Source organism: Enterobacter sp. HK-058-C-ECC, from assembly GCF_047531125.1.
Lineage (GTDB): Bacteria > Pseudomonadota > Gammaproteobacteria > Enterobacterales > Enterobacteriaceae > Enterobacter > Enterobacter quasiroggenkampii.
This window is the reverse complement of the sequence record NZ_JBLKCH010000002.1, coordinates 264,892-278,040: the sequence shown is the minus strand read 5'-3', so window position 1 is coordinate 278,040 and position 13,149 is coordinate 264,892. Positions and strand designations below refer to the sequence as shown.

The following is a 13,149-nucleotide window of genomic DNA, read 5'->3' as shown; positions in this document are numbered from 1 at the left end:
GAGCGCAGATGAAATATGGACTTCTGGCAGGACTGCTTTTTACGACGGCGAGCCACGCCAGCATCGATCTGAAAGCCAACGAGCAGCCGCTGCCGGTGACGGTGGATCGGCAGGCCGTGGCGAAAATCCCCACCGGTTATAAATTCGTTGAGTCAGGTACGCTGACGGTCGCCGTCTCGATGCTGAACTCCCCGCCGCTGGCGCTGCTGGCCAGCGATAACCGCACGCGGATCGGCAGCGACCCGGATATTGCCCGTCTGCTGGCGGGCAGCCTGGGGCTGAAGCTAAAGCTGGTGCCGACGGCGTGGGAAGACTGGCCGCTGGGGATCGCTTCCGGGCGCTACGACGTGGCGCTGGTGAACATTGCGGTGACCGAACAGCGTAAAGAGAAGTTTGATTTTGCGACCTACCGCGTCGATTCGCTGGCGTTTTCGGTGAAATCCACCAGCGAGATTCAGTCAATCAAAAGCGCGGAAGATCTGGCCGGGAAAAGGGTGATTGTCGGCTCGGGTACCAATCAGGAGCGCATCCTGCTTGGCTGGAACGAAGAAAATAAAAAGGCGGGGCGGGCGCCTGCGCTGCCGGTCTATCTTCACGACGATGCCTCGGGCAATCTCTATATCCAGTCCGGCAGGGCGGATGTGTTCTTTGGTCCTCAGTCGGTTTCAGCTTACAAAGCGGCGCTCACCGGCAAAACCCGCGTGGTCGGTTTAGGGCCGAAGAAAGCTTATGTCGCCACCACGACCAAAAAAGGCAATCAACTGGTTTATGCCTTGCAGGCCGCGCTGAACGGTGCGATTGAGCGCGGAGAGTACCAGAAGGTGCTGGCGCGCTGGGGCGAGCAGGGCGAAGCGGTGGCGCAATCGGAGGTCAACCCGCCTGGGATAACATACTAATGGTGCTCTACACTTAGGATTTTCACTCCTGAGAGGGCAACATGATTAAACTTTATGGTGTACCCGGCTGGGGCTCGGCAATCAGTGAGGTGATGCTGACCCTGGCTGATATCCCTTATCAATTTATCAACGTGGACGGGTTTGACCAGCCCGGTCCGCAGCGTGAGTTGCTGCACAAGCTCAATCCGCTGTGCCAGGTGCCGACGCTGGAGCTGGAAAATGGCGCCATCATGACCGAAACGGCGGCGATTGCCCTGATGGTGCTCGACCGGTGTCCCGATCTCGCCCCGCCCGTGGGGCAGGCTGAGCGTCAGCAGTTTCAGCGTTTGCTCATCTGGTTCGTAGCCAACGTCTATCCCACGTTTACCTATGCAGACTATCCCGAACGCTGGGTGCCGGATGCGCCGGAACAGCTGCAGAAAAACTGCATCGAATACCGGAAATCCCTCTATTTGTGGTTCGAAAGCCAGCTTAAGGCTACCCCGTTTGCGCTGGGGGAACGGCTGACGCTGCTCGATGTGCATATAGCGGTAGCGCGCACCTGGGGGCCCCGTCACGCCTGGTTTGCCGAAAATACCCCTAAATTCACGGCGATTGCGGACGCCGTATGTCAGCGACCGGAACTGCACAAGGTGTTAAAGGCAAACAATATTATCTGATAACGTGGAACCCTCATTCACAACCGGAAGCCTGTACATGCCACACGTAGATATCAAATGTTTTCCCCGTGATTTGAACGACGAACAAAGAGCTGCCCTGGCGGCAGATATTGCCGACGTGATTATTCGCCATTTCAACAGCAAAGACAGTTCCGTGTCGGTGGCGTTGAAGCAGATCGCGCCTGAAGACTGGAAGGCGCAGGTCTGGGATACCGAAATTGGACCGAAGCTGGAGGAGCTTATTAAGAAGCCCGGGTATTCGATGTAATATCTTCTGCCGGGGAGCGAATAAATCCTCCCCGGCTCGTCTTCCCGTTTTTCGCAAAAATCGATAAAAATGCGTTTTGTTTTATCCGCTACAATTAACGTTTCTGGCTGACTTTTTATTCATCCTTAGGAAAGATCTTCAACAGAATCAATTAAGGACAGACACGTTAAAGGATAATTTTCTGATGACAAAATTACCCCGTTTTTCATTCGCCTTTCTTCATCCCCGTTACTGGCTAAGCTGGGCCGGCATTGCGGCTCTGTGGCTCATCATGCTGCTCCCTTATCCGCTTCTGTTCAGAATCGGTCATGGCCTGGGGCGACTGGCGATGCGCTTACTTCCTCGCCGCGTCGAGATTGCCCGCCGCAACCTGGAACTTTGTTTCCCGGAGATAAAAAAGGATGAACGCGAGTCATTGCTGCAGCGTAATTTTGAATCGGTAGGAATGGGGGTGATTGAAACCGGGATGGCATGGTTCTGGCCTGCGTGGCGGGTGAAGAAATGCTTTACCGTGCAGGGGTATGAGCACATGGAAAAGGCGAGGGCGCAGGGAAAAGGCGTGGTGCTGGTGGGGATGCATTTTCTGACGCTTGAGCTGGGCGCGCGGATATTTGGCATGCTCAACCCCGGTATCGGGGTGTATCGCCCTAATAACAATGCTCTGCTGGACTGGCTTCAGACGCGCGGACGTCTGCGTTCCAACAAAACCATGCTCGATCGCCATGATTTAAAGGGCATGATCCGCTCGCTAAAGCAGAATGAAATTTTGTGGTACGCCCCGGACCACGACTATGGCAAAACCAACAGCGTGTTTGTGCCGTTCTTTGCGGTGCCGGATGCCGCGACTACGGCGGGCAGCTATATGCTGGTCAAAAGCGCTAAGCCTGCCGTCATCCCCTTTGTGCCGCGTCGCAGGGCGGATGGCACCGGTTACGAGCTGATTATTCTGGAGGATATCAGTGAGGCGTTGCAGGGCGGCGATAAAGAAGCCGTGGCGACGCAGATGAACAGGGCAATTGAGCAGGCCGTACGCATGGCCCCAGAGCAGTATATGTGGCTGCACCGTCGCTTCAAAACGCGTCCTGAAGGGGTACCTGATCGGTATGCCCGTCTGAAACAGGCGGCAACTCGGGGTGATAGTCTCTCCGCCAGCGATTTTTCTGACCGCTCAGGCATACAGCACTAACACCACAGCGATGCCCTCACCGCAGGATGAGGGCATGACCGGCGCTACAGCGCGGATCGGCGGTACGGCGCATAGTCCGCCTGCCACCAGGTCTTCTCGATACGCGCCATCAGGGTTTCATCATCTAACGATGGCGCTATGCCTTGTTCAATGGCGACCCGGGCGACGGCAACGGCAATCTGGCGTGAGACCTTTTCAATCTGATCTACCGGCGGCAGCAATCCTCCTCTTTCTGTGGTCACCAGTGGAGACTGGGCGGCCAGGCTGCGGCTTGCTGCCATCAGCATCTCTTCCGTCACCCGGCGCGCGTTACAGGCCAGCACGCCCAGTCCCAGGCCCGGGAAGATATAGGCGTTGTTACACTGGGCAATCTCGTAGTGCGCGTTCTCCCAGAATACCGGCGCGAACGGGCTGCCGGTGGCCACCAGCGCGGCCCCCTGGGTCCAGGCGATAAGATCCTGCGGCTGGGCCTCCGCCCGCGACGTCGGGTTCGAGAGCGGCATGATAATCGGGCGCGGGCAGTGGCGATGCATCTCTTTGACGATCTCTTCACTGAACAGCCCCGGCTGACCTGAAACGCCGATCATCACCGTTGGATGTGCGTTCTTCACCACGTCCAGCAGGGAAATATTCTTCGCGTCTACCTGCCAGCGGCTTACGGCGTCGCGCGCGGTAAGCAGGTTTTTCTGGAAATCGAGCAGGTTGGTCATGTCGTCGGTCAGCAGGCCGAAGCGATCGACCATGAAGATCCTGCTGCGGGCTTCGGACTCGGTCAGGCCGTCATCGACCATCAGCGCCACAATTTTTTCAGCGATCCCGCATCCCGCAGAGCCGCTGCCGAGGAAGACCACGCGCTGATCGCGAATGCGCGTGCCTGCCGCGTGGGCCGCTGCGATCAGCGTCCCCGCGGTGACGGCTGCCGTGCCCTGGATATCATCATTGAAGCAGCACAGCTGATCGCGGTAGCGCTGGAGTAGTCGGGTGGCATTTTTCTGTGCAAAGTCTTCAAACTGCAGGAGAACGTCGGGCCAGCGCGCTTTAACCGTGCTGATAAACATATCCATAAATTCAGCGTATTGATCGTCGCTGATGCGCGGATGACGCCAGCCCATGTACATCGGGTCGTCGAGGTGTTGCTGATTATTGGTGCCGACATCCAGCATAATCGGGAGGGTGGAGGCCGGATGGATCCCTCCGCAGGCGGTATACAGCGACAGCTTGCCAATCGGAATGCCCATACCGCCGATACCCTGGTCGCCGAGCCCTAAAATGCGCTCTCCATCCGTTACCACAATCACCCGAACGTCGTTGCGCGAGAAACTTTGCAGCATCTCATCAATACGATGGCGGTTAGGCCATGAAATAAACAAGCCGCGCGCGCGGCGATAAATCGTGGAGAAATGCTCGCAGGCTTCACCCACCGTCGGGGTATAGATAATCGGTAACGTCTCTTTCAGATGCGAACGCAAGAGGTTGTAAAAGAGAGTTTCATTGGTGTCCTGAATATTGCGCAAATAAACATGACGGGAAATATCGCTTTTAAAATGGCAGAACTGCACCCAGGCGCGCTCGGTTTGCTCTTCAATGGTTTCAACGTTATGCGGCAATAATCCATGCAGATTAAAATTATCCCGTTCTTCTTTAATAAAGGCGAGGCCTTTATTTAATAACGGATTCTCCAGCAGTACGGCGCCATTATAGGGCGTGTACAGAACGTCTTTACGAGACATGGTCAACTCCTGAATATTTAAACGAAACAGAAAATAAGACGAGCAGAAACAGTGACTTTAAGGATGATAAAGGCACGCAGTTTTCTGTGTTTTGTTGGGGAGCTAATTTAGCGCTTAGCTAACGGATCAGGAGTGACAAGGTTCACATTCTTTCTGGTTTTATTAATTTCAAAAGAATTGCATTGAATGTAATGAATAACTTTAGTTACATAATAATGAATTAAATTATTTAAAAGGAAAGGGCTATTGTGTTCACATTTCTCTTTGGGAGGGTATGTTAATTTCACGCTGAGCCTGTTTTTAGAAAAGGCCACCAAAGTTTTTATTTTCTATTTAAGAACATTTATTCGAATCAGGAATAGTTTTTCGTTTATTCCGTTCTCTGCATATCCGAACACAAATTTCAGGTGATTATATGAAAGATAATCCTGTACCGACTTCTGAGCTGTCGACCTCGCGTTTCGCCTTTGGGCTCAACAATACTGAGGTTGGCGCAGTCCCGTTGATGCTGTTCGTGGGGATTGCCGCGATTGTGGCGACGTCCGCCTGGGCAGGGCTGCTGCCGAAAAATATGATAGGCGGACTGGCAGTCATCATGACCCTTGGCTTTGCGTTTGCCAAAGTGGGGCGTCAAATCCCCGTGCTGAAGGACATCGGCGGCCCGGCGATCCTGTGTCTGATGGTGCCTTCCGTGCTGGTCTATTTTGGCGCATTCGGGAAACAAACCCTTGATACGGTGCATCTGCTGATGAAGGAGGCGAATCTGCTCTATTTCGTCATCGCCTGCCTGGTAGTCGGCAGTATTCTGGGGATGAACCGGGTGCTGCTGATCCAGGGCATGATGCGCATGTTTGTTCCGCTGGTGGCGGGGACATTGATGGCCGTGCTGAGCGGGCTTATTGTGGGAACGCTGTTTGGGTATACGCCTTACCACACCTTCTTCTTTATCATTGTCCCTATCATTGGCGGCGGAATTGGCGAGGGGATTTTGCCCCTGTCTCTGGCCTATTCGGCCATACTGGGGCAGACGCCGGACGTCTACGTGGCGCAGCTGGCTCCTGCTGCGGTCGTCGGAAATATCTTCGCCATTATTTGTGCCGGCTCGCTGGCGCGTCTCGGGACGAAACGTCCTGCGCTTTCAGGAAATGGCATGCTCACGCGGAGTAAAGATGACGCCAGCCTGTTTGCCGGGGCGCAAAGCGCACAGCAGACGGATTTTCATCTGATGGGCGGCGGATTGCTGATGGTGTGCGCATTTTTCATCGTCGGGGGCTTGTTTGAAAAACTGGTCCACATTCCCGGTCCGGTGCTGATGATCCTGATTGCTGTCCTGTGTAAATACTTCAGGGTGATCCCGGCCTCAATGGAGCAGGGGGCGCACAGCTGCTATAAATTCGTTTCGGCTGCGCTGGTCTGGCCGCTGATGATCGGCCTCGGGATGCTATACGTGCCGCTTGAGAGCGTGGTGTCGGTCTTCTCGGTGGGCTATGTAGTGGTATGCGGATCGGTGGTGATTGCGATGGCGCTGAGCGGCTACGTGATTGCGTCGCGTCTGAATATGTATCCGGTGGAAGCGGCGATTGTAACCTGCTGCCACAGTGGGCTGGGCGGTACGGGAGATGTGGCCATTCTGTCCGCCTCCAACCGCATGTCGCTCATGCCGTTCGCGCAGATTGCGACGCGTATCGGCGGTGCCTCGACGGTCATTTTGGCCACGCTGCTGATGGGCTGGGTTATGGCGCACTGATTCGAAACCTCAGGATACTGAATCGCAACGACATTTACAGCGTGTCGCTGCGGTTCAGTCCTTTATAAAACTCACCGCGCTGTATAGAATTACCGCAGCCACAGCGACGGGATACCACACGATGACCGGAAGAGTTGATTATCAGATTGAAAAATATCTCCTGACCGAAGCCGCCGAACCGGAGCGCCTGACGCGCCAGTGGGCGGAGGTGCTGGAGGAGTGCCGTGAGCAACAGTCCGGTGCGGAGGATCGTCTGCGTCTCGCGTTGCTTAATGTGGACTACGTCACCAGCTTCGAGCTGCCTTTCAGGCTACTTCTCACCCGCGCCCCCCAGTTGATTGACGCTGTCAGAAAAGAGCTTCAGCTCAGTCAGAAAAATGTTCTGTTTAACGGCAAGCGCTTTGGCTGCGTCTACAGCCTTAAACGGGATCTGGACGGCATACCTGACGAGTTTACCTATCACCTGAAGACACGTATCCAGCGCAGTGACGCCACGGGTGCGACGGAATCGTCTTACCGGCAAATTGCCCAGCAGGTGAAAGCGCCAAAGGAGCGCCTCAAACTGGCGCTGGAAAACGGGCTGTCTGTGACCGCGCTCGACGGGCTTTTCTGGTTTGGCATTCAGCGCATCGCGGCTGATGTTCAACGGCTACGCAAAACAGGGATGCGGATCGTGACGTCCAACGCCGAGGTGTTCGATACGCTCACCAAAACAACCCGGCAGATCCCGGTCTATCGCCTGGAAGGGACTGAAATTACTTAACCTGCAGCAGGATCGCCATCAGCCCCGGAAAGCGGGTATCCAGATCGTCTCGTCGCAATGAAATCATGTTTTCGCGTCCCTGCGGACGCTGCCAGATGACCCCGCTGTCGCGCAATACGCGCCAGTGATGGGTCATCGTGGACTTCACCACATCCTCCGGGCGCAGCGCGTTGCAGCTGAGTTCGCTGCCATCGGCGAGCCGGCGAATAATCGATAGCCGGAGCGGGTTGCCGAGGGCAAAGAGCACATTTTCCAGCAGTATTTGTTCAGTTTCAGGGTGGTTAGGGATCATCGTTTTCCTGCGTATGGCGTCAGATTGAGCTATATCAACAATAGGTCAACCCTTAAAAAATAGTTCGATAATACTCGTACAATAGGACTATTATAGCAAACGAACGAATGCACGACCATCCTGGTCGTCACAAACATGTCATAGTGACTAAGGAAATATCATGCCCCGACCCATCCCTCTCGAACGTTATCGCAACATCGGTATCTCCGCGCATATCGATGCCGGTAAAACTACCACCACTGAGCGCATCCTGTTTTATACCGGGATGAGCCACAAGCTGGGTGAAGTACACGATGGCGCGGCAACCACTGACTGGATGGCGCAGGAGCAAGAGCGCGGGATCACCATTACGTCCGCGGCGGTTAGCTGCTTCTGGCCAGGCATGGACAGAGGCTATGAACCGCACCGGATCAACATCATCGACACCCCGGGACACGTGGACTTCACCATTGAGGTGGAACGTTCCATGCGCGTACTCGACGGTGCCGTGATGGTGTATGACTCCGTGGGCGGCGTGCAGCCGCAGTCGGAAACCGTCTGGCGTCAGGCCAATAAATATCACGTTCCGCGTCTGGCCTTCGTCAACAAAATGGACCGTCCGGGTGCCGATTTCTTCCGCGTCGTGCGGATGATGCAGGAACGCCTGAAGGCCAATCCGGTGCCGATTGTCATCCCGGTGGGGGCCGAAGATCACTTCACCGGCGTGGTGGATCTGATCAAGATGCGCACCATTCTGTGGGACGACGCGACGCAGGGCATGGTGTTTACCTATGCCCCCGTGCCGGACGATTTGGTCAGTACCGCCCAGGAATGGCGGGAAAAAATGGTCTCTGCGGCGGCGGAAGCCAGCGATGAACTGATGGACAAATACCTGGAAACCGGCGACCTGACGGAAGCAGAAATTATCAAAGGACTACGTATTCGCACCATTTCGGGCGAAATCCAGCCGATGCTGTGCGGCAGCGCGTTCAAAAACAAAGGCGTACAGCGCATGCTCGATGCGGTGATTGAGCTTATGCCGTCGCCGCTGGACGTGCCGGCCATCGATGGCGTGGATGAAAAAGGGCAGCACGCGGAGCGTCACCCGAGTGATGATGAGCCGTTCTCGGCTCTGGCGTTCAAGTTGATGAGCGACCCGTACGTCGGACAACTGACCTTTATCCGCGTGTACTCTGGCGTGCTGCGCAAAGGCGACGCGGTGTATAACCCGGTGAAAGGGAAGAAAGAGCGCATCGGGCGTATCGTGCTGATGCATGCCAACGATCGCCACGAGGTGGACGAACTGCGCGCCGGGGATATCGCAGCCTGCGTCGGGCTGAAAGACGTGACCACCGGTGACACGCTCACCGATCCGAACGCCGTCATTACGCTTGAGCGCATGGAGTTCCCGGATCCGGTGATTTCGCTGGCGATTGAGCCGAAAACCAAAGGCGATCAGGAGAAAATGGGCATTGCGCTGCAGCGCCTGGCGGCGGAAGACCCGTCTTTCCGCCTGCACACTGACGAGGAGTCCGGTCAGACCATTATCTCCGGGATGGGTGAGTTACACCTTGAGATTATCGTCGACCGCATGAAGCGTGAGTTTGGCGTCGAAGCAAATATCGGTCGTCCGCAGGTGACCTACCGTGAAACCCTGCGTAAAACGGTGAAGGACATCGAAGGCAAATTTGTCCGACAGTCCGGCGGTAAAGGCCAGTACGGCCATGTGGTGCTGAGCCTGGAGCCGCTGGAGCCTGGAAGTGGCTTTAAATTTGAAGATGCTACTAAGGGCGGCGTGGTGCCGCGTGAGTATATTCCGTCCGTTGAGAAAGGACTGCGTGAAGCGATGAACAGCGGCGTGCTGGCGGGCTATCCGGTCGTCGATGTCAAAGCGACGCTGACGTTTGGCTCGTATCACGACGTCGACTCCTCGGAGATGGCGTTCCGCATGGCGGCGATCCTCGGCTTTAAAGAGGGGGCCCGCAGGGCGGATCCGGTGATTCTTGAGCCGATCATGCACGTGGAGGTGGAAACACCGGAAGAGTACGCCGGTAACATCATGGGCGATCTCTCTTCCCGACGCGGCATGGTGCAGGGGATGGCAGAGCAGTACGGCAGCCAGATTATCCGCGCCGACGTACCGCTGGCAGAGATGTTTGGTTATGCCACGACATTGCGTTCGATGTCCCAGGGACGCGCGACGTATACGATGGAGTTCCATCATTTTGCGGAAGCCCCGCGGAATGTTGCGGATGAGATTATTTCACGGCGTGCGAAGTAGTTAATGAATTGCACATGGTAGTCGCTGGGCTATCATGTGCTTTTGCCGCTGTAGCAGAGGGCTTTCATAGACGTTTATTACTTGATCAGCGTGGCCGACCGAACTTTCCATTTCCCTTTTTCCTGAACGAGACAATCTGCTACAACGTGATCTTGTTTCTTACCAAATGCGATATAAACGTTTGAGCAAACGGCATCAAAATCAGAATGCAGAACGGTTATCTGATCCCAGTCCTCATCCCAGTCCTGCGCTTTAATGAACATATCAGCATCGGGCATGTCTTTTTCGTTACTGTCTCCTGAGTACATCTCCTTAATTGCATCAATTGTTCCAGAGGCAATGTATTCATTCATAATGTCTGGATTCAGCACTGGTGGTTTGTCCTGATTCAGCTGAGCGATATACCATTGATTAAATTTAAGCGCAGCCTGGCCTGGGGCATAGTCAGTTTGGGCGACTGCGAACGGAGACAGGGCAAAAAGAAAAAAGCAGAGTATTTTCATTAGTCGTGCCTGAACAGTTCGTAATGAGGTTGATCGTATACCAGGCGGAATCCAGCGTTGACCAATGTACGCCCCATATCTTTTGCCAGACGCGTATTGGGAATTTTTAATCTTCCCCCTGTTCTGATCGCTTCGGTGACGTAGCGAGCACAATAGCCGGTGCTCTTCGGTTGGGCGTGTGATTTGGCATAGGAGATTGCGCCATCTTTATTCCATGACATTGATATTTCCTTAACGGGAGAGTGCTAATGCAGCAACTCCGGAAATATCCTCCGTTTTACAACGCAAGAGTAAACATAAAATGCCATAGAAATTTAATATAATTCAGCCATATATGATTTAAACAATCAGTCCAGCGCCTTCACCATCTTCCCGCTCGCCACAAACGTCCCGGCCCCAAGATGATGCAGGGTATTGAGCTTATCCCCGTCAAACTGCCAGCGTCCGGCGATAAACGCCCGTTCATCCGCTGCCGCTGAAACCACTTCGCCAAACAGGGTGTCGTATTTCTCTGCCGCGGAGGTCACGGGTAATAACCGGCATTCCATCCACGCCAGGCATTTCTCTTCAATGACCGGCAGGCCGAGCTCCGGGCCATTCACCACCGGGATCCCATAGCAGTTGAATTTGTCCTCATCGCGCCCGCTGACGCTGCCGACCGCGTAAGTCCAGTTGGTTGCCGCCACGCCGGGGATGACGATGCCAAATTTCCCGCTGCGTTCGATCAGCTCGCGTGACCAGGTACTTTTGTCCACCACGATTGCGATGCGCGGCGGTTCAAACTCAACGGGCATTGACCATGCGGCGGCCATAACGTTACGTCTGTCCAGGCTTTCATCGCGGCTGGTGATCAGCACGGTAGGGCCGTGGTTCAGCAAACGGCTGGCATGACGTAATTCAACAGGGCGAAAGTGGCTCATAGGATCTCCTCATCTGTAACGATGAGTATGACGAAAAAGCACGTAAATCAAAGTGAGTGCGTAAAATTAGTTTATAAACAGAACATCACAATCAAAGGAAACTGATGTATGTCCCCATTCCTGACCGACTACTTCGCTCGCATCGGCTGGACGCAACCGACACGGGTGGATATCGATACCCTGCGCGCGCTGCATTTACACCATAACTGTGCGATCCCCTTTGAGAATATTGACGTCGTGCTGCCGCGCGAAATCCAGCTTGACGATCGGTGCCTGGTCGACAAGCTGATCGCCGCCCGTCGCGGAGGATATTGCTTTGAGCAAAACGGCCTGTTTGAGCGGGTATTGCGTGAAGTCGGCTTCACGGTACGCAGCGTGCTGGGACGCGTGGTATTAGCGAGCCCGCCGCAAATGCCGCCGCGCACGCACCGCCTGCTGCTGGTTGAGCTTAACGGCGAGCGCTGGATTGCGGACGTGGGATTTGGCGGCCAGACGCTGACGGCGCCAATTCGTCTGCTCGCCAGTGAGGAACAGGAAACGCCGCACGGCCTGTATCGTCTGCTGAGCGAGGGTAACGACTGGGTGCTGCAGTTCCGTCACCACGAGCACTGGCAGTCGATGTACCATTTTGACCTGACAACACAGTATTTCAGTGATTACGTGATGGGGAATTTCTGGTCGGCGCACTGGCCGCAGTCGCACTTCCGCCATCATCTGCTGATGTGCCGCCATCTGCCGGACGGCGGCAAGCTGACGCTGACCAACTTCAACTTTACCCACTGGCAGAACGGTCATGTGGAGGAGCAGATCCATCTTTCCGATGCGGCAGCGCTTTACAAGCTGATGCAGGAACGCTTTGGGCTGGGCGTTGACGATGCAAAACACGGATTTTCACTTGCAGAATTGACGGCGGTGATGGCGGGCTTTGATACACATCCTCAGGCGGGAAAATAATGCGCAAAGGGGCCTTAGCCCCTTTGTCATATGATGGCTTACAACTGAGTAAACTTGCCGATCCACGGGCTGTTGTTTTCCGCTGACCATAGCTGAACAAGCAGCTCTCTGAATTTTTCCGCCGCCGGGCTGAGAGGGTTTTCCCGGCGTTGTACTAGCCCCAGTGTTCGCCGGATCACGGGTTCAATCAGCGGGCGACTGACAAGGACATGATGTTCATCAGTCGGCATCGCCAGACTCGGCACAACAGACACCCCGAGACCCGCCTCTACCATCCCCAATGACGTTGACAGGTGACGCACTTCGTAAAACCAGTTCGGCTTCCAGTCCATCTTTTCAAAAGCCTGATCGATAAGCGAACGGTTTCCGCTGGAGCGTCTGACACCAATCAGCTTCATGCCAGCCAGATCGTCCCAGGTGACCAGCTGTTTTTTTGCCAGCGGATTATCCCGTCGGCATGCCAGCACAAAGGGTTCGTTCACCAGCGGCGCGAAATCGATATTGGGATGTGTGATGTTTATCATATTTATGCCGAAATCTGCGTCGCCATTTAATACCGCTTCGAGACAATCGCTGGCGCTGTGCTCAAGTATGCGAATACGGATGTTTGGGTAGTCATTGTTATAATCTCGTATCACGGAAGGCAGAAAATAGAACGCGGCTGTCGGGATACAGGAAACCGTAATAACGCCAGCCTGATGCGTCGCCATCTCTTTAATACTCATGATCGAGCTTTCATAAAAATCGATTAAATTCTTAGCCTTAGGTAAAAATTCCCTTCCCACCGTTGTGAGTTTGACGCTGCGCGTCGAACGTTCAAACAGCGTGGTTCCCAGACTCTCTTCCAGTTTCTGAATTCTGCGTGTTAAAGCTGGTTGTGAAATGTGAAGAAATTGCGATGCCTTTGTAAAACATCCGATTTCTGCAATTTTTACAAACGCTTGTATTCCCTGTAATTCATGCTGCATATC

General features: G+C 54.6%; 14 protein-coding genes. 8 read left to right on the top strand and 6 right to left on the bottom strand.

The window, feature by feature from the left end; all coding sequences use genetic code 11:
* The first annotated feature begins 8 nt into the window (after positions 1-8).
* From ACMWJS_RS05375 to ACMWJS_RS05360, 4 genes are all read left to right on the top strand, one after another.
* Positions 9-896: an ABC transporter substrate-binding protein gene (locus tag ACMWJS_RS05375; protein WP_262763563.1), complete on the top strand. Its 888-nt coding sequence runs from the start codon at positions 9-11 to the stop codon at positions 894-896.
* Positions 897-937: 41 nt separating this feature from the next.
* The gene (locus ACMWJS_RS05370; protein ID WP_414746769.1) at positions 938-1,555 is read left to right on the top strand and encodes a glutathione S-transferase family protein; all 618 of its coding nucleotides are present in this window, start codon (positions 938-940) and stop codon (positions 1,553-1,555) included.
* Positions 1,556-1,592: 37 nt separating this feature from the next.
* Entirely contained in the window at positions 1,593-1,823 is a 231-nt protein-coding gene (pptA, locus tag ACMWJS_RS05365) for a tautomerase PptA (RefSeq protein WP_262763568.1), read from the top strand.
* 184 nt (positions 1,824-2,007) lie between these two features.
* Positions 2,008-3,009, top strand: coding sequence for a Kdo(2)-lipid IV(A) acyltransferase (locus tag ACMWJS_RS05360; protein ID WP_414746768.1), 1,002 nt, complete (start codon positions 2,008-2,010; stop codon positions 3,007-3,009).
* Positions 3,010-3,053: 44 nt separating this feature from the next.
* Here ACMWJS_RS05360 and ACMWJS_RS05355 read toward each other — a convergent pair whose 3' ends face one another.
* Positions 3,054-4,739, bottom strand: coding sequence for an NAD-dependent malic enzyme (locus tag ACMWJS_RS05355; protein ID WP_414746767.1), 1,686 nt, complete (start codon positions 4,737-4,739; stop codon positions 3,054-3,056).
* Positions 4,740-5,154: 415 nt separating this feature from the next.
* Between ACMWJS_RS05355 and ACMWJS_RS05350 the strand changes: the two genes are divergently transcribed.
* Both ACMWJS_RS05350 and ACMWJS_RS05345 read left to right on the top strand, forming a co-directional pair.
* A complete protein-coding gene (locus ACMWJS_RS05350; RefSeq protein WP_414746766.1) occupies positions 5,155-6,486 on the top strand; it encodes a 2-hydroxycarboxylate transporter family protein in 1,332 nt (443 codons plus the stop codon).
* Positions 6,487-6,607: 121 nt separating this feature from the next.
* Entirely contained in the window at positions 6,608-7,249 is a 642-nt protein-coding gene (locus tag ACMWJS_RS05345; RefSeq protein WP_407364674.1) for a DNA-binding protein, read from the top strand.
* On the opposite strand, the gene ACMWJS_RS05340 is transcribed toward ACMWJS_RS05345, so the two are convergent.
* A complete protein-coding gene (locus tag ACMWJS_RS05340; protein ID WP_008501755.1) occupies positions 7,242-7,541 on the bottom strand; it encodes an ArsR/SmtB family transcription factor in 300 nt (99 codons plus the stop codon). The genes ACMWJS_RS05345 and ACMWJS_RS05340 overlap by 8 nt on opposite strands.
* A gap of 160 nt (positions 7,542-7,701) precedes the next feature.
* On the opposite strand from ACMWJS_RS05340, the gene fusA reads away from it, so the two are divergent.
* The gene (gene fusA / locus ACMWJS_RS05335) at positions 7,702-9,801 is read left to right on the top strand and encodes an elongation factor G (protein WP_039262847.1); all 2,100 of its coding nucleotides are present in this window, start codon (positions 7,702-7,704) and stop codon (positions 9,799-9,801) included.
* 77 nt (positions 9,802-9,878) lie between these two features.
* Here the strand turns inward: fusA and ACMWJS_RS05330 are convergent, their stop codons facing one another.
* From ACMWJS_RS05330 to ACMWJS_RS05320, 3 genes are all read right to left on the bottom strand, one after another.
* Complete coding sequence (locus ACMWJS_RS05330; protein WP_414746765.1) at positions 9,879-10,304, bottom strand: DUF3828 domain-containing protein; 426 nt, start codon at positions 10,302-10,304, stop codon at positions 9,879-9,881.
* A complete protein-coding gene (locus tag ACMWJS_RS05325; protein ID WP_414746764.1) occupies positions 10,304-10,525 on the bottom strand; it encodes a hypothetical protein in 222 nt (73 codons plus the stop codon). The genes ACMWJS_RS05330 and ACMWJS_RS05325 overlap by 1 nt, the downstream gene beginning before the upstream one ends.
* 126 nt (positions 10,526-10,651) lie before the next feature.
* A complete protein-coding gene (locus tag ACMWJS_RS05320) occupies positions 10,652-11,224 on the bottom strand; it encodes a flavin reductase family protein (protein ID WP_395994981.1) in 573 nt (190 codons plus the stop codon).
* 108 nt (positions 11,225-11,332) lie between these two features.
* On the opposite strand from ACMWJS_RS05320, the gene nhoA reads away from it, so the two are divergent.
* Entirely contained in the window at positions 11,333-12,178 is an 846-nt protein-coding gene (gene nhoA / locus ACMWJS_RS05315; RefSeq protein ID WP_414746763.1) for an N-hydroxyarylamine O-acetyltransferase, read from the top strand.
* Between the two features lie 38 nt (positions 12,179-12,216).
* Here nhoA and ACMWJS_RS05310 read toward each other — a convergent pair whose 3' ends face one another.
* Positions 12,217-13,146 (bottom strand): LysR family transcriptional regulator, encoded by a 930-nt coding sequence (locus ACMWJS_RS05310; RefSeq protein ID WP_262821008.1) that lies wholly within the window; start codon positions 13,144-13,146, stop codon positions 12,217-12,219.
* Between the last annotated feature and the right edge of the window lie 3 nt (positions 13,147-13,149).